The following is a 19,268-nucleotide window of genomic DNA, read 5'->3' as shown; positions in this document are numbered from 1 at the left end:
ATCGGGGTCTTGGTGAAAGCCACTGTAGCTCAAGAAAATGGATTGACCTGCGCCACCCGCCGTGAATACACTTTGCGGAAAGCCACTTGTATACAATTACAAAACGTAAGAGGCACAAAACCATGAGCAAAATGAGAGCAATCGAAGCCGCCGTTCTGGTGATGCGCCGCGAAGGGGTCGATACCGCTTTTGGCATCCCGGGTGCCGCCATCAACCCGCTGTATTCCGCGTTGCAGAAGGTCGGCGGCATCGATCACGTGCTCGCTCGACACGTTGAAGGCGCCTCGCACATGGCCGAGGGCTACACCCGCACCAAGGCCGGCAATATCGGCGTGTGCATCGGGACCTCGGGCCCTGCCGGCACCGACATGGTCACCGGCCTGTACAGCGCCTCCGCCGACTCCATCCCGATTCTCTGCATCACCGGCCAGGCGCCTCGTGCTCGCCTGCACAAGGAAGACTTCCAGGCCGTGGACATCACCAGCATCGTCAAGCCGGTGACCAAGTGGGCGACCACCGTACTGGAGCCGGGCCAGGTGCCCTATGCCTTCCAGAAAGCCTTTTATGAAATGCGCTCGGGCCGTCCTGGCCCGGTGCTGATCGACCTGCCGTTCGACGTGCAGATGGCGGAAATCGAATTCGACATCGACGCCTACCAGCCCCTGCCCCTGGCCAAGCCTTCGGCCACCCGGATCCAGGCCGAGAAGGCCCTGGCCCTGCTGGATCAGGCCGAGCGCCCGTTGCTGGTGGCCGGTGGCGGCGTGATCAACGCCGATGCCAGCGACCTGCTGGTGGAGTTCGCCGAGCTGACCGGCATCCCGGTGATCCCCACCCTGATGGGCTGGGGCACCATCCCTGACGATCACCCACAGATGGTGGGCATGGTCGGCCTGCAGACCTCCCATCGCTACGGCAACGCCACCCTGCTCAAGTCGGACGTGGTGCTGGGCATCGGCAACCGCTGGGCCAACCGCCATACCGGATCGGTGGACGTCTACACCGAAGGCCGCAAGTTCATCCACGTGGACATCGAGCCGACCCAGATCGGCCGGGTATTCACCCCGGACCTGGGCATCGTCTCCGACGCCGGCAGCGCCCTGACCGTGCTGCTGGAAGTGGCCCGCGAATGGCAGACCGCCGGCAAGCTGAAGGATCGCAGCGCCTGGCTCAATGACTGCCAGCAGCGCAAGGCCAGCCTGCACCGCAAGACCCACTTCGACAACGTGCCGGTCAAGCCGCAACGGGTCTACGAGGAGATGAACCAGGTGTTCGGCAAGGACACCTGCTACGTCAGCACCATCGGCCTGTCGCAGATTGCCGGCGCGCAGTTCCTGCACGTCTACAAGCCACGCCACTGGATCAACTGCGGCCAGGCCGGCCCCCTGGGCTGGACCATTCCCGCGGCCCTGGGCGTGGTCAAGGCCGACCCGAACCGCCAGGTGGTGGCCCTGTCCGGCGACTACGACTTCCAGTTCATGATCGAAGAACTGGCAGTGGGCGCGCAGTTCAACCTGCCGTACATCCACGTGGTGGTGAACAACTCCTACCTCGGGCTGATCCGCCAGGCCCAGCGCGGCTTCGAGATGGACTACTGCGTGCAGCTGTCCTTCGACAACCTCAATGCGCCGGAACTCAACGGCTATGGCGTCGACCACGTCGCGGTGGCCGAGGGCCTGGGTTGCAAGGCCCTGCGGGTATTCGAACCCAAGGACATCCAGCCGGCCCTGCGCCAGGCCCAGGAAATGCTCAAGACCTTCAAGGTACCGGTGGTGGTGGAGATCATCCTGGAGCGTGTGACCAATATTTCGATGGGCACCGAAATCAACGCGGTCAACGAGTTCGAAGACCTGGCGCTGGTGGGCAACGACGCCCCCACCGCAATTTCCCTGCTCGACTGATACCCCTGGCCGCTGGCACCGGCCGGGCACCGGACGCAACCTCCCGCCAGAGGTTGCGCCCGGGCCGCCCGCCCCCTGGCGCCAGCCCTAGGCTTGACCGAACCACAGGAGACCACCATGCCGCGTTTTGCTGCCAACCTGTCCATGCTGTTCACCGAACAGGACTTCCTCGCCCGCTTCAAGGCGGCCGCCGATGCCGGTTTCAGCGGTGTCGAATACCTGTTCCCCTACGAATTCAGTTCCGCCGAGATCAAGACCCAGCTCGACGCCCATGGCCTGACCCAGGTGCTGTTCAACCTGCCGGCCGGTGACTGGGCCAAGGGCGAGCGCGGTATCGCCTGCCTGCCCGACCGGGTCGAGGAGTTCCGGGCCGGGGTCGACCTGGCCATCGCCTACGCCCAGGTGCTGGGCAATACCCAGGTCAACTGCCTGGCCGGGATCCGCCCCCAGGGCGCAGACCAGGCGCTAGTGGAAAAGACCTTCGTCGCCAACCTCAAGTACGCCGCCGACAAGCTCCAGGCCGTCGGCATCAAGCTGGTGATGGAAGCCATCAACACCCGCGACATTCCCGGCTTCTACCTCAACAACACCGCCCAGGCGCTGTCGATCCGCGAACAGGTGGGCAGCGCCAACCTGTACCTGCAGTACGACATCTATCACATGCAAGTCATGGAAGGTGACCTGGCGCGGACCATGGCCAACCACCTGGAGCAGATCAACCATATCCAGTTGGCGGACAACCCCGGGCGCAACGAGCCGGGCACCGGTGAAATCAACTACCGCTTCCTCTTCGAGCACCTGGACCGCATCGGCTACCAGGGCTGGGTCGGCTGCGAGTACAAGCCGTTGACCACCACCGAAGCCGGCCTCGGTTGGCTGAAGACCCACAACGCGATCTGAACCCGTCCCCGTAGGAGCCGGCTCGCCGGCAAACAGGCCCGAAGCCTTGCAGCGCCCTGGCGGCCGCCTTCGCCGCCAAGCCGGCTCCTACAAGGTCTGTCTGAATAGAGGATTTTCATCATGGCTAAAATCGGATTTATCGGCACCGGCATCATGGGCCACCCAATGGCTGCGAACCTGCAAAAAGCCGGTCACAGCCTGTTTCTGTCCGAGCATCACGGCAAGGCTCCGGCCGATCTGATCGCCGCCGGCGCCGTGGCCCTGGCCTCGCCGAAGGAAGTGGCCCAGGAAGCCGAGTTCATCATCGTCATGGTGCCCGATACCCCCCAGGTCGAAGACGTGCTGCTGCGCGCCGACGGCGTCGCTGCCGGGATCGGCAAGGGCAAGATCGTCATCGACATGAGCTCGATCTCGCCCACCGCGACCAAGGCCTTTGCCGCCAAGATCAACGAGAAAGGCGCCCAGTACCTGGATGCCCCGGTATCCGGCGGCGAAGTCGGGGCCAAGGCCGCGACCCTGAGCATCATGGTCGGCGGTGACAGCCAAGCCTTCGAACGTGCCCTGCCGCTGTTCCAGAGCATGGGCAAGAACATCACCCTGGTGGGTGGCAACGGCGATGGCCAGACCGCCAAGGTGGCCAACCAGATCATCGTCGCGCTGAACATCCAGGCGGTGGCCGAGGCCCTGCTGTTCGCCTCGAAGAACGGCGCCGATCCGGCCAAGGTGCGGGAAGCGCTGATGGGCGGCTTCGCCTCTTCGAAGATCCTCGAAGTGCACGGCGAGCGCATGATCAAGGGCACCTTCGACCCGGGCTTCCGCATCAACCTGCATCAGAAGGACCTGAACCTGGCCCTGAGCGGCGCCCGCGAGCTGGGCATCAACCTGCCCAACACCGCCAATGCCCAGCAGGTGTTCAGCACCTGCACCGCCTTAGGTGGCGGCAACTGGGACCACTCGGCCCTGATCAAGGGCCTGGAGCACATGGCCAACTTCTCGATCCGCGACAAGTAACACGCACTGTCTGTAGCCGCTGCCGCAGGCTGCGAAGGCTCACGCAGGAGACGCTTCGCAGCGGGCCAGGGAAAGGCCCTGCACACACCGTCGCCGCTTTCGGCGGCGGCTACACCCAGCTTCAAGCCCCCCCATAACAAGAAATCCGGGAGCCCGCCATGTCGGTCGATCCGCAACAATTCCTGCGTGAGCTGTTCGCCACAGCCATCGACGCCGCCCATCCGCAACACGTTCTCGAAGCCTATCTACCCAGCGACCGCAGCGGCCGGGTCATCGTCATCGGCGCCGGCAAGGCCGCCGCAGCCATGGCCCAGGTGGTGGAACGCGCCTGGCAGGGCGAAGTCTGCGGGCTGGTGGTCACCCGCTACGGCCACGGCGCGCCCTGCAACAAGATCGAAGTGGTCGAGGCCGCTCACCCGGTGCCCGACGCCGCCGGCCTGGCCGTGGCCAAGCGGGTGCTGGAACTGGTCAGCAACCTCAGCGAGCAGGACCGGGTGATCTTCCTCCTGTCCGGCGGTGGTTCGGCGCTGCTGGCCCTGCCTGCTGCCGGCATCACCCTGGCCGACAAGCAAGCGATCAACAAGGCCCTGCTCAAGTCCGGCGCCACCATTGGCGAGATGAACTGCGTGCGCAAGCACCTTTCGGCGATCAAGGGCGGACGCCTGGCCAAGGCCTGCTTTCCGGCCACGGTCTATACCTATGCGATTTCCGATGTTCCCGGCGACCTGGCTACGGTCATCGCCTCCGGCCCCACCGTGGCCGACCCGAGCACCTCGGCCGAAGCCCTGGGGATTCTCAAGCGCTACGGGATCGAGGTACCCGCAGCGGTACGCAGCTGGTTGCAGAGCCCCGAGTCGGAAACCGTCAAGCCGGGCGACCCGAGCCTGGCGCGCAGCCACTTCCAGTTGATCGCCCGCCCCCAGCAGTCCCTGGAAGCGGCGGCGGTGAAAGCCCGCCAGGCCGGTTTCAGCCCGCTGATTCTCGGCGACCTGGAGGGCGAATCCCGCGAGGTGGCCAAGGTCCACGCCGGCATCGCCCGGCAAGTGGCCCTGCATGGCCAGCCCCTGGCCGTGCCCTGCGTGATCCTCTCCGGCGGTGAAACCACCGTCACCGTGCGCGGCAATGGCCGTGGCGGGCGCAACGCCGAGTTCCTCCTGAGCCTCACCGACAGCCTCAAGGGCCACCCCGGGATCTACGCCCTGGCGGGCGACACCGACGGCATCGACGGCTCCGAGGACAACGCCGGCGCCATCATGACCCCGGACAGCTATGCCCGCGCCGCGGCCCTGGGCCTGAGCGCCAGCAACGAGCTGGACAACAACAATGGCTACGGCTACTTCGAGGCCCTGGGCGATTTGATCGTCACCGAGCCGACCCGTACCAACGTCAACGACTTCCGCGCCATCCTGATTCTCGAGAGCCCCAAACATGACGCCTGACAAGAAGGTCAAAATCCTCGCCACCCTGGGTCCGGCCATCGACGGGATCGAAGATATCCGTGAGCTGGTACAGGCCGGAGTGAACATTTTCCGCCTCAATTTCAGCCACGGCACCCACGCCGACCACGCCCAGCGCTACCAGTGGATCCGCCAGATCGAGAAAGAGCTGAACCACCCCCTGGGCATCCTCATGGACCTGCAGGGGCCGAAACTTCGGGTCGGCACCTTCGCCGACGGCAAGGTCCAACTGGTCCGCGGCCAATCCCTGCGCCTGGACCTCGACACCCAAGCGGGCAATGCCCAGCGGGTCAACCTGCCCCATCCAGAGATCATTGCTGCACTGGAGCCGGGCATGGACCTGCTGCTGGACGACGGCAAGCTGCGCCTGCGAGTCATCGCCAAGCACGCCGACGCCATTGACACCACGGTGCTCAACGGCGGCGAACTGTCGGACCGCAAGGGCGTCAACGTGCCCCAGGCAGTGCTCGACCTCAGCCCGCTGACCGCCAAGGATCGCCGCGACCTGAGCTTCGGCCTGGAACTGGGAGTGGACTGGGTGGCGCTGTCCTTCGTGCAACGCCCGGAAGACATCCGTGAAGCCCGTGCACTGATCGGCGACAAGGCCTACCTGATGGCCAAGATCGAGAAGCCTTCGGCCGTCACTCAACTGCGGGAAATTGCCGAGCTGAGCGACGCGATCATGGTCGCCCGCGGTGATCTGGGGGTTGAAGTCCCGGCGGAAGCCGTGCCGCAGATCCAGAAGAACATCATCAGTACCTGCCGCCAGCTGGGCAAGCCGGTGGTGGTGGCCACGCAGATGCTGGAGTCCATGCGCTTCTCACCGGCGCCGACCCGGGCCGAGGTGACCGACGTCGCCAACGCCGTGGCCGAAGGGGCCGACGCGGTGATGCTGTCGGCGGAAACCGCTTCCGGCGAATACCCGCTGGAAGCGGTGCAGATGATGAGCAAGATCATCCGCCAGGTAGAGACCGGCCCGGACTACCAGACCCAGCTCGACGTCAGCCGGCCCCAGGCCGAGGCCACGGTGTCCGACGCCATCAGCTGCGCGATCCGTCGGGTGTGCAGCATCCTGCCGGTGGCGGTGCTGGTGAACTACAGCGAGTCCGGCAGCTCGACCCTGCGCGCCGCCCGTGAGCGTCCGTCGGTGCCGATCCTCAACCTGACACCCAACCTGCAGACCGCTCGCCGCCTGACCGTGGCCTGGGGCGTGCACTCGGTGGTCAACGACCGCCTGCGCCAGGTCGACGAGGTCTGCGCCACGGCCCTGGAGATTGCCCAGGCCCAAGGCCTGGCCAAGCGCGGCGACACCGTGGTGATCACCACCGGCGTGCCGTTTGGCCAACCGGGTACGACCAACTCGCTGCGCGTCGAAACCCTTCTCTGACCTGCGGCCTTCGATGCCGCTGCACAACCGATCCGTACAGAGCCTCCCGCAGAGGGTGCCTTGCGGATCGAGTGCAGCGTCCGCCAAGGCTCGTATCCACTGATGTCCGTCATGCCTTCACAGTCTTTCAACGCTTTCTGCCCTGACTGGGCCACGGCCCTGCTCAACGGTTTCAGTCAGATCTTCCTCCAGCGTCACCCGCTGTGCGGCCTGCTGTGCCTGCTGGCGATCCTGGTCTGCGCTCCAGCCCTTTTCGGCGGCGCCCTGCTGGGCGCCCTGGCCGGTTTGCTCACCGCGCAACAGCGGGGGTACTCCAAAGCCGACCGGCAAGCCGGGCTGTTCAGCTACAACGGCGTGCTGCTGGGCCTGTTGCTGAGCCTCTTCCTGCCCTGGTCGGTGCTGCTGCCACCGCTGATCATCGCCGCAGGCGGCCTGAGCGCGATCATTACCCAGCAGTGGCTCAAGCGCGCCCAGAACCCTGGCAGCCTGCCGGCCTACACGGCGCCCTTCGTCGGCCTCGGCTGGTTGCTGCTGAGCCTGTTCGAGACCCTGCCGAGCCTTCCTCCTCTCTCCCCCGCACTGTCCGCCACCGGCTTGGGCAGTGCCCTGTTGCAGGGGCTGGGACAGATCATGTTCCTCGGATACCCGCTGGCCGGGCTGCTGATTGCCCTCGGGCTGGCGCTGGCCAGCCGGCGTGCGGCGCTCTGGGCCCTGGCCGGTTCCGCTGCAGGGTTGGCCTTCAGCCTGATGCTCCAGGACAACAGCCAGGCCCTGCTCGGCCTGGGTGGCTACAACTGCGCCCTGGTGGGCCTGGCCCTGGGCCCCCAGGCTCGGCGCCCCTGGCCGCCGCTGCTGGGCATGCTCCTGGCCCTGCTGATCACTCCGGGGCTGGTGGCCCTGGGGCTGCCGCCCCTGACCGCGCCCTTTGTCCTGGCCTGCTGGCTGGTACGCGCCGGCAGCCGGATCTTCGGCGCGCAAGCCCGGGACGATGTGCCTTGCGCTCCTTCGGCAAATCCCCCTAGGCTTCGCTGACTTTCGATTCAGGCGATTTCCATGGGCAACAGCGACAACTGGCGGCAACGCCTCTACGTGATGATCTTCCAGACCGATACCGTGGCTGGAAGACGCTTCGACACCACCCTGCTGCTGATCATCCTCGCCAGCCTGGTGATCGTGGTTCTCGACAGCATCGATCAGGTGCACCGCGACTATGCCAACGTCCTGGCCTACATCGAATGGGGCTTCACCCTGATCTTCGCCATCGAGTACGGCCTGCGGCTGTATTGCTCACCCAAGCCGCTGCGCTACGCCTTCAGCTTCTATGGCCTGGTGGACCTGCTGGCGATCGTCCCCGGGATCCTCGCCCTGTATTACAGCGACGCCCAGTACCTGCTGATCATCCGCATCATCCGCATGCTGCGGATCTTCCGTGTGCTCAAGCTCGCCCCCTACCTGAAGCAGGCCCATTACCTGCTGGACGCCTTGCGCGGCAGCAAGCAGAAGATCCTGGTGTTCCTGCTCTGCGTCTGCACCCTGGTCACGGTGTTCGGCACCCTGATGTACGTGGTCGAGGGCCCGGAACACGGCTTCACCAGCATTCCCAAGGGCATCTACTGGGCCATCGTCACCCTGACCACCGTGGGCTACGGCGATATCGTGCCCAAGACCGTGCTCGGCCAGATGATCTCGTCCATGGTGATGATCACCGGTTACTCGATCATCGCCGTGCCCACCGGGATCTTCACCGCCGAACTGGCCAGCGCCATGCGCGGCGAACAGCTCAAGCACGACTGCCCGGTGTGCCGGAAAAACAGCCACGAACCCGCCGCGGCGTTCTGCTCTCGCTGTGGCAATGCGCTGTTCAAGAAAATGGAATAAGCAAAGATCTTTTTAATCTTTAAAGAGATATAGCGCCCCGGCTATAGTCGGCGGCAAATGGCCTTCACTCTCGAATAAAAGGAATGTGCAGTGAAAAAACTTTTCAGCGCCTCGCTACTGGCTGCCGGCCTGGCCCTGGGCAGTGCCGCCCAGGCCGCACCGACCCTGCTCAACGTCTCCTACGACGTGATGCGCGACTTCTACAAGGACTACAACTCCGCCTTCCAGAAACACTGGAAAGCCGAGCACAACGAGAACATCACCCTGCAGATGTCCTTCGGCGGCTCCAGCAAGCAGGCGCGCTCGGTCATCGATGGCCTGCCGGCGGACGTCATCACCATGAACATGGCCACCGACATCAACGCCCTGGCGGACAACGGCAAGCTGGTACCGGACAACTGGGTGACCCGCCTGCCGGACAACAGCGCCCCCTTCACTTCGGCCACCGTGTTCATCGTGCGCAAAGGCAACCCCAAGGCCCTGAAAGACTGGCCGGACCTGCTCAAGGACGGCGTGCAGGTGATCGTGCCCAACCCCAAGACCTCGGGTAACGGCCGCTACACCTACCTCTCGGCCTGGGGCTACGTGCTGAAGAACGGCGGCGACGAGAACAAGGCCAAGGATTTTGTCGGCAAACTGTTCAAGCAGGCGCCGGTGCTGGACACCGGTGGCCGCGCCGCGACGACCACCTTCATGACCAACCAGATCGGCGACGTGCTGGTGACCTTCGAGAACGAAGCGGAAATGATCGCCCGGGAATTCGGCCGCGATCAGTTCGAAGTGATCTACCCGAGCGTGTCCGCCGAAGCCGAGCCGCCGGTATCGGTGGTGGACAAGGTGGTGGAGAAGAAAGGCACCCGTGCCGCGGCCGAGGAATACCTGAAGTACCTGTGGTCGCCGGAAGGCCAGGAAATCGCCGCCAACAACTACCTGCGCCCACGGGACCCGAAGGTGCTGGCCAAGTACACCGACCGCTTCCCGAAAGTCGACTTCCTTTCGGTGGAGAAGACCTTCGGTGACTGGCGCAGCGTGCAGAAGACCCACTTCAACGACGGCGGGATCTTCGACCAGATCTACACCAACGCCAAGTGACCCGAAGCCGTGAATGAAAAAAGCGACCCTGGCGGTCGCTTTTTTTATAGTGCTATCACCGGGCTCAGAGGGCCCGGGCCGGGCTGAACAACGCCGCCTCGACCACTTGGAACCGCTCCTCCAGCACCGCTTCTGCCTCGACTTCGATCAGCCACTCCGGCAATGACAGCCCGCTGACGATGATCCAGGAAGACGCTGGCGGCTGGCTGGCAAAACGCTCCAGCAGCACCGCGCTGATGTGATCCTGCTGCTCCCGGGCCGCTTCGGCGATGTAGATCCGCAGCATCACCACATCCGCCAGCTGACCACCGGCCTCGGCCAGGACTTTCGCGATGTTGTCGAAGGCCTGCTCGGTCTGCTCCCGCAGGCCCGGGCCCACCGTACGCTCCTGCTCATCCACCCCCACCTGGCCGGACAGCAACAGGCGCCGGCCACCACGGACCTCCACCGCCTGGCTGAAGCCGTACTGCAATGAATTGAACACACTGGCCGGATTGAACGTTGACTTCTCCATAAGGGGTCCTTGCCGTACTGAACGACCGGAAACCCTAAACCAAGGCCCCACCGACTTCCACCGCAACTACCGCGCTGCAACATTTGGCAATGCAAGGCTCGACGGGATCCCGTGCCCAGTGCCCCAGGCACAGCCCCTTACATCGGCGGTGCAACCCCGTCCTTGCCGGCGGAAATCGATTGCGCGGTGAGTTTGCCGTCGGCGCTCTGGGTGACGAACATCACCACCTTGACCCCGGTCTTGAGCAGGCTGCGATCGCCGGGAGCGAGGTTGACGATGGGCACGTCGTCCGGTACCAGGATCTTCTGCTGGCCCCCCTTGTAGTTGACGGTCAGGGTGCGGCCATTGCTCACCACCAGGTCACCGACACTGCCATTGGTCATGCTGCTGCCCTTGGCCAGGTCGAAGGGCCGATGGCCATCGCCGGTGCCGGCCAGCTGCGGTGGGAATACATGCACTTCCATGGCCTTGAGGGTGCCGTCGGCCATGGGCATGGCCGCCGAGCCGATATAGCTGCCGGGCTTGATGTCTTCGATATTGGCCAGGGTCACGGCGCGCACCTGGGTCTGCGGCGTGAGATCGACACTGACATTCTCGCCGCTGTTGGCATGCACCCGCAGCACGTCGCCGCTGACTCCGGTGATTTCCCCCCGCACGCCAATGCGCATGCCCGGGGCGTCCTGGGCCTGGGCCAGGACACTGCCCAGCAGGATCACCAGGGCAAGACACTGCATGCTGCACAACAGGCCGGGTAACGATCGATTCATAAGGCCGACTCCTCTGCACAAAGGCGGAGCGCAAAGCCGACCACCGGCTCAAGGGCTCCCGAAGAAGATGAGCATGCTATCGAACAGGATGTAAGTAAATGTATCATCGACCCTCGGCAGCGGCACGCCCGGCCATATCCGTTCGTTCTTCCCTCGGTCATTTATTCCCCACAGGAATGAATGCTATTGCCCGGCCCTCTCTACTGCGTTAGCGCGCTGTCTCTTAATCTCGCTCGATCCTTTCGTCGCCAAGAGAACCCTGATGACTTCCATCTCCCAGGCGCTGCCGGCCGGCAGCCTGACAATGACCCGAGGCATGGTGGCGCTGTTCGCCTTCTGCTGCGGCGCCATCGTCGCCAACATCTACTACGCGCAACCGATCATCGAACTGATCGCCCCGGACCTGGGCCTGTCCAGTTCCCTGGCCAGCCTGATCGTCTCCCTGACCCAGATCGGCTATGCCCTGGGGCTGTTCTTCCTGGTGCCCCTGGGCGACCTGCTGGAAAACCGCCGGCTGATGATCATCACCACCCTGGTGGCCATCGCCAGCCTGCTGGGGGCGGCCTTTACCCAGCAACCCAATGCCTTTCTCCTGGTGTCGCTGCTGATCGGCTTCAGCTCGGTGTCGGTGCAGATCCTGATTCCCCTGGCGGCGCACCTGGCGCCTGAAGAATCCCGGGGTCGCGTGGTCGGGGGCATCATGGGCGGCCTGCTGCTGGGGATCCTCCTGGCTCGCCCGGTCTCGAGCCTGGTGGCCGACCACTTCGGCTGGCGGGCCATGTTCATCGCCGCCGCTGCACTGATGGCGGCCATCAGCCTGGTGCTGCTGCTCACCATCCCCAAGCGCCAGCCCAACCACAGCGCCACCTATGGCCAACTGCTGCGCTCCCTGGCAACCCTGCTGCGCCAGCAGCCGGTCTTGCGCCAGCGGGCCTTCTACCAGGGTTGCATGTTCGCCGCCTTCAGCCTGTTCTGGACCGCCGCGCCCCTGGAGTTGGCGCGCAACCATGGCCTGTCCCAGAGCGAGATCGCGCTCTTTGCCCTGGTCGGTGCCATCGGCGCCATTGCCGCCCCCATCAGCGGCCGCCTGGCCGATGCCGGGCATACCCGCATCGCCTCGCTGCTGGCCATGCTGTTCGCCGTGCTGAGCTTCCTGCCGGCCTTTGTCCACCCGGCCTACAGCGTCATTGGCCTGGCCGTGACCGGGGTGGTCCTGGATTTCTGCGTACAGATGAACATGGTGCTGGGGCAACGTGCGGTGTACACCCTGGATGCCCATAGCCGCAGCCGTCTGAATGCGCTGTACATGACCAGCATCTTCATCGGCGGGGCCTTTGGTTCTTCGATCGCCAGTGCGGTATACGAGCACGGCGGCTGGCTGTGGATCGTCATCGTCGGCAGCGCCTTCCCGCTGCTGGCCCTGGCACGTTTTCTCTGCGTACCGACCGCAGCCCGTCGGACCAGTGCCTGAACCAAGCAGGCGATGCGCTGAGCAACCCCGCCGGGGATGGTCAGGTTGACCGGCCCGGCATTGTCCGGCCAGGAGCACGAGCCCATTGCCGGCGAATCCGCCCCCAGCCTTCAAGGACACCCCGATGGACCGTCTGGCAGCAATGGAAACCTTTGTCCACGTGGTGGAAAGCGGCTCGTTCTCCGCTGCCGCCCGACGCTTGAACATCGGCCAGCCCGCCGTATCGAAAAGCGTCGCCCAATTGGAAGCACACCTGAAGGTGCGCTTATTGCTGCGCTCGACCCGCGGCCTGACCCCGACCGAGGCCGGACTGGCGTTCTTCCAGCGAGCCAAGCGCGCCATTGAAGAAGCCGACGAAGCAGAGCATGCCGCACGCGGCTCGGCGGCAGGATTGCGTGGCACGCTGCGCATCAGCGCCCCGGTAACCTTTGCCCGCATGCACATCATTGGCCATCTGGGGGCCTTCCTCGATCAGCACCCGCAATTGCACATCGACGCGGTGCTCGACGATCGCAATATCGATCTGGTGGAAGCCGGGGTGGATGTGGCCCTGCGGATCGGCAATCTCACCGACTCCAGCCTCACGGCGCGCAAGATTGGCGAATGCCCGCGCCTGGTGATGGGCACGCCGCAGTACTTCGCCCGCCACGGCGAGCCGGCCCACCCCGCAGAACTGGACCGGCATCAGGCGGTGCTCTACAGCCTGGCCGGGGGGACCACCTGGGGCTTCACTCGGGGGGCGGAAGAACACTGGATAACCGCCAATGGTCGGATCCGGGTCAACGCCGCCGAAGGCCTGCGCGAGGCGGTGCTGGCCCACCTCGGGCTGACCGTGACCTCCCAGTGGATGTTCGCCCCGGAGCTGGCCAGTGGCGCGATCAAGGCCGTGTTACCTCAATGGCAACTGCCTCCCCAGCACTTATGGGCGGTATTTCCCAGCGGGCGCATGACCAGCGCCAAGGCCCGGGCGTTTGTCGAGTATGTGCAACCCCTGCTGGCCGGGTCCTGAAGTCCCGGGCGCTGGCGTCGCCCGCCTCAGATCCGCTCGCGAATCAGCACTTCAATGCCTGCCGCCTCGCCCCAGCGACGCAGCCGCTCGATCAGTTCAAGGTCGGTTTCGCCGACCAGGTACAAGGTGTCGATGGTCTGGCTCGCGGCCCACTCGACGAACTCGCTGCTGTCGAAGTCAGTCAGGCGGGCCAACTGGAATTCATTTTCGTAGAAGCCCGGAGTGACCGGGACCGGGGTGTCCTGAGGGCCGGGCGCGCCGATGAAGTCGCAGCCCAGGTGCACCACCCCCCAGCGGGCTACCCGCCAGTTGCCCAGGGCTTCGTCCAGCCGGACCCGGGCGCCACGGGCAAAGCCCAGGCCATCGATGACCACGCGGCGGTTGACGATCAGCCACAACTTGCGCCGCCGCGGTGCCTTGAGCAGCACTTCGCCGGTGACCTTGGAAGCACGCAATGCCAGGGCGATCACCAGCAGCAAGGGCACGAAGTAGCTGTAGAGCCTCTCGGTAGCGCTGACCGTTACCAGCCCGCTCAGCCGCCGTACCTCGGCCCGCTGCTGCTCCAGTTCCTTGATGCTTGCGCTCAAGCCCTGCAGCCATTGGCTGATGGGGGCCGCCGTATATTCGCCGCGGATATCCCCCAGCGCCTGCTGCACCTTGACCACCGCCAAGGCCGAAAGGCGCCCGTCGGCGGTGCGCTCCAGTGCTGCAAAACGCTCGCACAGGCTGCTGACCTGGGCCGCATCCTGGGGCTCGTAACGATCAACGGCGGCCTTGCAGTGCTCCACGCCCAGCATGTCGTCGATCTCGGTGGCCACCCGCCGCTGCAGCCCGGCCTGGGCCTGCTGCGCCAACTGGTAGTCGGTCTGGAACCAGTCCACGCGCACCGCCTGGGTGGCGCTGATCAGGGCCAGGGACGCCAGCAGCAGCCAGCCGTAGTCCACGCGCTTCCAGCCGATCTCGCCCAGACGAAAGACCGATATGAAGCTCCAGCAGAAGAAGTAGTACATGAAGGCGAACGCCACCAGCAGGCACGCCGGCTCCAGCGACAGGTAGATCAGCTCCGGCACCTCGGCCGGACCAAAGCCATACGCCAGCAACAGCACACAGACCACGGCCAGCCAAGACACCATCGGCGCAAAATAGGGTTTGTTCAGGTCATTCTTCATCGGGCGCTCAACGGCTGATACTCGGGAACACCCCGCTGTATCGGCCAGAGGGCCCGAGGCTTAAATAAACTGCTCGGGGCGCAGGCTCTGGCCTGCAGCTTTCGGCGACTACTGGAACTGGCGTCCGAGCCCGGCAGGTACACCGTGGATGTCGGTGTCTTCCCAGGGGCCGTCGGGGCTGATGGAACGGCTCCAACCGTCGTTCCAACGGTAATAGGTACGCTGGCGATAGAAGGTGTTGCTCTGGTTGTCCAGCACATAGACCCCAAGCCGCGCATCCCAGTGGCTATGACCACCCGGTGGCGGGGCAAAGCTGGCGGAGGTGCGGGGCAAAGGCTTGGCGGCAGGAATAGGCGCGCTGGGCGTGCCCGGAGCCGTAGACGGGACCGGGCGTGTGCTCGGCCCCGCAGGCGGGATGGGTTCGGAGGAAGCGGGCTGCGGCCGATGCACCGTACAAGCGCTCAACCCCAGGACCAGTGACAACAGGGTGATGCGAGCGATGGCGGTCATGGCGGCTTCTCTGATTATTGGTCCGGACGGTCGATGGTCAACTGCTGGGCGGCCGTGGTGCTGCTGGCCAGTGGCTGACTGTGCCCGACCCACTCACCGGCCGTGGGCTGGCCGGCACGTGAGACGCGCGCAACCAGTTGGACTTCAGGGAAGTTCGACAGTTTCAACTGCGGCATCATTGCATCGCTGTCCCCCAGCTCGACGGTGGCTGGCAGGTCGGCCACCGTCAGGCGCTTGGCCGCCAGCGGCGCCGGCGGGCCCTGGGTGGCGCGGGCGAAGATGAACACGCTGTCACCGGGCTGGACCTTGGCCTTGAGTTCGGGGGCCAGGTCGACCCGGACCTTGAGCAACGCACCCTTGGCCTTGACCGCAGGCTGCGTCGCGACCTTGCCGCCCTCGGCCACCAGCTTCTCGCTGGCGCGATCAATACCGCCCTGCAGCGCAGCGCGGGAGTTATCGTCCGGCGGCAACTGTGCCTGCAGGCGCTTCCAGTAATCGATGGCGTCCTGGAAACGCCCGCCCTCGAAGGCGGCGATCCCCAGCAGGCCAAGGCTGGTGACTTCATTGGGGTCGGCCTTCAAGGCTTCGTCGGTCAGTTCCTTGACCTTGTCCGACCATTGCTTGTTGTCGGCAAAGTACTGGGCCTGGGCCCACTGCCCCAGCAGCTCGGGCTGACGCCCGGCCAGGGCCACGGTGCGCTCGAAGATCTTCGCCGCGTCCGCCGGCCGGTCCTGGGCCATGTAGGTACGGCCGAGGAAGTACAGGCCCTCGGCAGAATCCGGCTGCGCCGCCACCGCACGCTCCAGGCGCCGGGTCATTTCTTCCATGGATTGCGGTGCCTGGGCGAACTCGCGGGTCAGCTCGACCTTGTCGCTGGCACCGAAGTGCATGTACAGCCCCAGGCCCAGGATCGGCACCAGCAGTGCTGCCAGCAGTGGCAGCGGCTTGCCCAGGCGCGAAGTGCGCGCCGGGCCTGTGCCTTCGGTGTCGGCCAGCAGTTCCCGGGCCGCTTCAGCGCGGCCACTGTCCATCTGTTGGGCACTGAGCACGCCTTCTTGCTGCTGGCTCTGCAATTCGGCCACGCGCTCTTCATAAAGCGCCACGTTCAGCGCGGTACGATCCTCTTCACGCTGGGCACGACGCTCACGCAAGACCGGGATCAACAGGAAACTCAGGGCGATCAGGAGCAGCAGGCCTGCCGCAAGCCAGAAATCAATCATGGGTGGTTTTTATCCAGCAGTTGGTCGAGGCGCTGACGCTCTTCGACGGAAAGCGTGGCCGGGCTGTCGTTGCGCTGTACGCGACGCCGCCGGACTATCACGACAATGATCACCAGGCCGCCCAGCAGCAGCGCACCGGGGCCGAACCAGAGCAACGCAGTCTTGCCGGTCAGGGCCGGCCGGTAGCGCACGAAGTCACCGTAGCGGTCGACCATGAAGTTGATGATCTGCTGATTGTCCTTGCCCTCGCCGAGCATGCGGAAAATCTCTTTGCGCAAGTCTGCGGCGATGGGCGCGTTGGAGTCGGCGATGTCCTGGTTCTGGCATTTGGGGCAGCGCAGTTCCTTGGTCAGCTCGTGATAGCGCTCACGCTCGGCGTCATTGGCGAACTGGTAGGTATCGATGGCGGCGTGGGCCACGCCGGCGATGCTCAGGCCCAGGATGGCAGCAGCTAACCAGCGCTTCATGGCTTGGCCTCGTCCACCAGGGCCTGGTACTTGGCCGCCAGCTGTTCGCGCCAGACCACCTCATCGATCACCCCGACGAACTTGTCGCGGATGATGCCCTTGGCATCGATGAAGAAGGTTTCCGGGGCGCCGTAGACACCGAGGTTCAGGCCCAGGGAGCCCTCCTCGTCACGCACGTCCAGCAGGTAGGGGTTGTGGAACTCGGCCAGCCACTTCTGGGCGTCGGCATTGACGTCCTTGTAGTTGACGCCGTAGATCACCACGCCCTTCTGCGCCAGTTTGTTCAACACCGGGTGCTCGACCCGGCAGGAAATGCACCAGGTGGCCCAGACGTTGACCAGGGCCGGCTTGCCCAGCAGATCGGCACGGGTCAGGGTCTTGTCGCCCTGCACCGAAGGCAGGGAGAACTCCGGGAACGGCTTGCCGATCATCGCCGACGGCAGTTCGGCCGGATCCAGGTACAGGCCGCGATAGAGGAACACCGCCACCACCAGGAACACCGCCAGGGGCAACATCATCATCCAGCGTCTCATGCGGTCGCTCCTGTCATGCCCAGCGCCTCGCGCACACGGCTTTTGACCTTGACCCGATAACGCCGGTCCATGGCCGCCAGCAAGCCACCGAAACCAGTGAGCAGGCCACCGAACCAGATCCAGCGCACAAACGGCTTGACGTGCACCCGCACCGCCCAGGCGCCATCGCCCAGCGGTTCGCCCAGGGCGACATACAGGTCACGGGTGAAGCCGGCGTCGATCCCGGCCTCGGTCATCATCGAGCTCTGCACGGTGTACAGGCGTTTCTCCGGGTGCAGCACTGCCACTTCCTTGCCATCGCGCACCACGCGGACGGTGCCCTTGTCGGAGGTGAAGTTCGGCCCCTCGAAGTGCTTGGCGCCTTCGAAGATGAAGTGGTAGCCGGCCAGGTCCATGGACTCGCCCGGCGCCAGGCGCAGGTCGCGCTCGGCGCTGTTCTGGCTCGACAGCACCACACCCAGGGCGCAGACGGCGATGCCCAGGTGCGCCAGCTGCATGCCCCAGTAGCTGCGGGTCAGGCTAGGCAGGCCCTTGATCAGGCCTTTGTGACGGGTCTTGTCGAAAATGTCGCGCACTCCCGCCAGCAGCACCCAGGCCGCCAGCAGGAAAGTCGCCAGCACCGCCCAGTTGAAGTCGCCGTAGGCCACCCCGGCCACCACCGCCAGGGCCACGCTGCCCAGCAGCACGGGACCGAGCATGCCCGCCAGCCACTTCACCGGGGTGTCTTTCCAGCGCACCAGCACGCCTACCGCCATCACCACCATCAGCAGCGCCATCAGCGGAATGAACAAGGCGTTGAAGTACGGCGGGCCCACCGACATCTTGGCCCCGCTCAGGGCGTCGAGCACCAGTGGATACAAGGTGCCCAGCAGGATCATCGAGGCTGCCACCACCAGCACCAGGTTGTTGCCCAGCAGCAGGGTTTCCCGCGACCACAGGTTGAAACCCACCTGGCTCTTGACCACCGGCGCGCGCAGGGCGAACAGGGTCAGGGACCCCCCCACCACGAACAGCAGGAAAATCAGGATGAACACGCCGCGCTCGGGGTCCGAGGCAAAGGCATGGACCGAGGTCAGGACCCCGGAACGCACGAGGAAGGTCCCCAGCAGGCTCAGGGAGAAAGCAGCGATGGCCAGCAACACGGTCCAGCTCTTGAACACCCCGCGTTTTTCGGTCACGGCCAAGGAGTGGATCAGCGCCGTGCCCACCAGCCAGGGCATGAAGGAAGCGTTTTCCACCGGGTCCCAGAACCACCAGCCGCCCCAGCCCAGCTCATAGTAGGCCCACCAGGAACCCAGGGTGATGCCGATGCCGAGGAAGGCCCAGGCGACGATGGTCCAGGGCCGCGACCAGCGGGCCCAGGCCGCGTCCAGGCGACCGCCGAGCAAGGCGGCGATGGCGAAGGCGAAGGCCACGGAGAAGCCGACATAGCCCATGTAGAGCATCGGCGGGTGAACGATCAGGCCGATGTCCTGCAGCAACGGATTGAGGTCGCGACCGTCGGCCGGGACCTGGGGCAGGATTCGTGAAAACGGGTTGGAGGTCATGATCAGGAACAGCAGGAAGCCGGTGCTGATCATGCCCATCACTGCCAGCACCCGAGCCAGCATCACTTGCGGCAACTGCCGCGAGAACACCGACACGGCGAAGGTCCAGCCGCCGAGGATCAGCGCCCAGAGCAGCAGCGAGCCTTCGTGGGCACCCCACACCGCGCTGAACTTGTAGTACCAGGGCAAGGCGCTGTTGGAGTTGCTGGCCACATAGGCCACCGAGAAATCATCACTCATGAAGGCGTAGGTCAGGCAACCGAAGGCAAACGCCAGGAAGGCGAACTGGCCCCAGGCCGCCGGCTGGGCCAGGCTCATCCACAGGCGGTCGCCGCGCCAGGCACCCAGCAAGGGCACCACGGCCTGGACCAGGGCAAAGCACAGGGCGAGGATCATCGCCAGGTGGCCGAGTTCGGGAACGAACAGTGCGGAGCTCAT

At 65.1% G+C, this 19,268-nt stretch carries 18 protein-coding genes; 10 read left to right on the top strand and 8 right to left on the bottom strand.

Translation table 11 applies throughout. The features are described 5' to 3' along the window. The first annotated feature begins 122 nt into the window (after positions 1–122). From gcl to ACZ5BO_RS09960, 8 genes are all read left to right on the top strand, one after another. The gene (gcl, locus tag ACZ5BO_RS09995) at positions 123–1,898 is read left to right on the top strand and encodes a glyoxylate carboligase (protein ID WP_025132326.1); all 1,776 of its coding nucleotides are present in this window, start codon (positions 123–125) and stop codon (positions 1,896–1,898) included. A gap of 117 nt (positions 1,899–2,015) precedes the next feature. Continuing rightward, positions 2,016–2,798 (top strand): hydroxypyruvate isomerase, encoded by a 783-nt coding sequence (hyi, locus tag ACZ5BO_RS09990; protein ID WP_025132325.1) that lies wholly within the window; start codon positions 2,016–2,018, stop codon positions 2,796–2,798. Positions 2,799–2,918: 120 nt separating this feature from the next. After that, entirely contained in the window at positions 2,919–3,809 is an 891-nt protein-coding gene (locus ACZ5BO_RS09985; RefSeq protein WP_025132324.1) for a 2-hydroxy-3-oxopropionate reductase, read from the top strand. Positions 3,810–3,967: 158 nt separating this feature from the next. Further along, the gene (locus ACZ5BO_RS09980; RefSeq protein WP_464699492.1) at positions 3,968–5,248 is read left to right on the top strand and encodes a glycerate kinase type-2 family protein; all 1,281 of its coding nucleotides are present in this window, start codon (positions 3,968–3,970) and stop codon (positions 5,246–5,248) included. Further along, the gene (pyk, locus tag ACZ5BO_RS09975) at positions 5,238–6,653 is read left to right on the top strand and encodes a pyruvate kinase (RefSeq protein WP_025132322.1); all 1,416 of its coding nucleotides are present in this window, start codon (positions 5,238–5,240) and stop codon (positions 6,651–6,653) included. The genes ACZ5BO_RS09980 and pyk overlap by 11 nt, the downstream gene beginning before the upstream one ends. A 111-nt stretch (positions 6,654–6,764) precedes the next feature. Continuing rightward, a complete protein-coding gene (locus ACZ5BO_RS09970; protein ID WP_025132321.1) occupies positions 6,765–7,685 on the top strand; it encodes an urea transporter in 921 nt (306 codons plus the stop codon). A gap of 21 nt (positions 7,686–7,706) precedes the next feature. Next, entirely contained in the window at positions 7,707–8,531 is an 825-nt protein-coding gene (locus tag ACZ5BO_RS09965; RefSeq protein WP_025132320.1) for an ion transporter, read from the top strand. Positions 8,532–8,621: 90 nt separating this feature from the next. Further along, the gene (locus ACZ5BO_RS09960) at positions 8,622–9,623 is read left to right on the top strand and encodes a sulfate ABC transporter substrate-binding protein (protein ID WP_464699489.1); all 1,002 of its coding nucleotides are present in this window, start codon (positions 8,622–8,624) and stop codon (positions 9,621–9,623) included. Positions 9,624–9,687: 64 nt separating this feature from the next. Here the strand turns inward: ACZ5BO_RS09960 and ACZ5BO_RS09955 are convergent, their stop codons facing one another. After that, on the bottom strand, positions 9,688–10,137 hold the full coding sequence (locus ACZ5BO_RS09955) for a RidA family protein (RefSeq protein WP_464699487.1): 450 nt from the start codon (positions 10,135–10,137) through the stop codon (positions 9,688–9,690). Between the two features lie 137 nt (positions 10,138–10,274). Next, a complete protein-coding gene (locus ACZ5BO_RS09950) occupies positions 10,275–10,904 on the bottom strand; it encodes a hypothetical protein (RefSeq protein ID WP_025132317.1) in 630 nt (209 codons plus the stop codon). A gap of 262 nt (positions 10,905–11,166) precedes the next feature. On the opposite strand from ACZ5BO_RS09950, the gene ACZ5BO_RS09945 reads away from it, so the two are divergent. Then, positions 11,167–12,375 (top strand): MFS transporter, encoded by a 1,209-nt coding sequence (locus ACZ5BO_RS09945; protein WP_464699484.1) that lies wholly within the window; start codon positions 11,167–11,169, stop codon positions 12,373–12,375. A 124-nt stretch (positions 12,376–12,499) separates the two neighbouring features. Beyond that, the gene (locus tag ACZ5BO_RS09940) at positions 12,500–13,384 is read left to right on the top strand and encodes a LysR family transcriptional regulator (protein ID WP_464699482.1); all 885 of its coding nucleotides are present in this window, start codon (positions 12,500–12,502) and stop codon (positions 13,382–13,384) included. A 26-nt stretch (positions 13,385–13,410) separates the two neighbouring features. Here the strand turns inward: ACZ5BO_RS09940 and ACZ5BO_RS09935 are convergent, their stop codons facing one another. The 6 genes from ACZ5BO_RS09935 to ACZ5BO_RS09910 all read right to left on the bottom strand — a co-directional run bounded on the left by ACZ5BO_RS09935 (position 13,411) and on the right by ACZ5BO_RS09910 (position 19,268). Beyond that, complete coding sequence (locus ACZ5BO_RS09935) at positions 13,411–14,553, bottom strand: hypothetical protein (protein WP_464699480.1); 1,143 nt, start codon at positions 14,551–14,553, stop codon at positions 13,411–13,413. A 108-nt stretch (positions 14,554–14,661) separates the two neighbouring features. Next, a complete protein-coding gene (locus tag ACZ5BO_RS09930) occupies positions 14,662–15,063 on the bottom strand; it encodes a hypothetical protein (RefSeq protein WP_464699478.1) in 402 nt (133 codons plus the stop codon). A 14-nt stretch (positions 15,064–15,077) separates the two neighbouring features. After that, positions 15,078–16,283, bottom strand: a complete 1,206-nt coding sequence (ccmI, locus tag ACZ5BO_RS09925) for a c-type cytochrome biogenesis protein CcmI (protein ID WP_025132312.1) — start codon at positions 16,281–16,283, stop codon at positions 15,078–15,080. After that, positions 16,280–16,750 (bottom strand): cytochrome c-type biogenesis protein, encoded by a 471-nt coding sequence (locus tag ACZ5BO_RS09920; RefSeq protein WP_464699476.1) that lies wholly within the window; start codon positions 16,748–16,750, stop codon positions 16,280–16,282. The genes ccmI and ACZ5BO_RS09920 overlap by 4 nt, the downstream gene beginning before the upstream one ends. Continuing rightward, on the bottom strand, positions 16,747–17,283 hold the full coding sequence (locus ACZ5BO_RS09915; protein WP_025132310.1) for a DsbE family thiol:disulfide interchange protein: 537 nt from the start codon (positions 17,281–17,283) through the stop codon (positions 16,747–16,749). The genes ACZ5BO_RS09920 and ACZ5BO_RS09915 overlap by 4 nt, the downstream gene beginning before the upstream one ends. Beyond that, entirely contained in the window at positions 17,280–19,268 is a 1,989-nt protein-coding gene (locus tag ACZ5BO_RS09910; protein WP_464699473.1) for a heme lyase CcmF/NrfE family subunit, read from the bottom strand. The genes ACZ5BO_RS09915 and ACZ5BO_RS09910 overlap by 4 nt, the downstream gene beginning before the upstream one ends.

Source organism: Pseudomonas sp. FFPRI_1 (genome assembly GCF_055384485.1).
This window is presented reverse-complemented; position numbering and strand designations above follow the sequence as displayed.

Coding starts and splice junctions, on each gene's coding strand:
- gcl (WP_025132326.1), top strand. CDS start 123: ATGAGCAAAATGAGAGCAATCGAAGCCGCCGTTCTGGTGATGCGCCGC.
- hyi (WP_025132325.1), top strand. CDS start 2,016: ATGCCGCGTTTTGCTGCCAACCTGTCCATGCTGTTCACCGAACAGGAC.
- ACZ5BO_RS09985 (WP_025132324.1), top strand. CDS start 2,919: ATGGCTAAAATCGGATTTATCGGCACCGGCATCATGGGCCACCCAATG.
- ACZ5BO_RS09980 (WP_464699492.1), top strand. CDS start 3,968: ATGTCGGTCGATCCGCAACAATTCCTGCGTGAGCTGTTCGCCACAGCC.
- pyk (WP_025132322.1), top strand. CDS start 5,238: ATGACGCCTGACAAGAAGGTCAAAATCCTCGCCACCCTGGGTCCGGCC.
- ACZ5BO_RS09970 (WP_025132321.1), top strand. CDS start 6,765: ATGCCTTCACAGTCTTTCAACGCTTTCTGCCCTGACTGGGCCACGGCC.
- ACZ5BO_RS09965 (WP_025132320.1), top strand. CDS start 7,707: ATGGGCAACAGCGACAACTGGCGGCAACGCCTCTACGTGATGATCTTC.
- ACZ5BO_RS09955 (WP_464699487.1), bottom strand. CDS start 10,137: ATGGAGAAGTCAACGTTCAATCCGGCCAGTGTGTTCAATTCATTGCAG.
- ACZ5BO_RS09950 (WP_025132317.1), bottom strand. CDS start 10,904: ATGAATCGATCGTTACCCGGCCTGTTGTGCAGCATGCAGTGTCTTGCC.
- ACZ5BO_RS09945 (WP_464699484.1), top strand. CDS start 11,167: ATGACTTCCATCTCCCAGGCGCTGCCGGCCGGCAGCCTGACAATGACC.
- ACZ5BO_RS09940 (WP_464699482.1), top strand. CDS start 12,500: ATGGACCGTCTGGCAGCAATGGAAACCTTTGTCCACGTGGTGGAAAGC.
- ACZ5BO_RS09935 (WP_464699480.1), bottom strand. CDS start 14,553: ATGAAGAATGACCTGAACAAACCCTATTTTGCGCCGATGGTGTCTTGG.
- ACZ5BO_RS09930 (WP_464699478.1), bottom strand. CDS start 15,063: ATGACCGCCATCGCTCGCATCACCCTGTTGTCACTGGTCCTGGGGTTG.
- ccmI (WP_025132312.1), bottom strand. CDS start 16,283: ATGATTGATTTCTGGCTTGCGGCAGGCCTGCTGCTCCTGATCGCCCTG.
- ACZ5BO_RS09920 (WP_464699476.1), bottom strand. CDS start 16,750: ATGAAGCGCTGGTTAGCTGCTGCCATCCTGGGCCTGAGCATCGCCGGC.
- ACZ5BO_RS09915 (WP_025132310.1), bottom strand. CDS start 17,283: ATGAGACGCTGGATGATGATGTTGCCCCTGGCGGTGTTCCTGGTGGTG.
- ACZ5BO_RS09910 (WP_464699473.1), bottom strand. CDS start 19,268: ATGAGCTCCGCACTGTTCGTTCCCGAACTCGGCCACCTGGCGATGATC.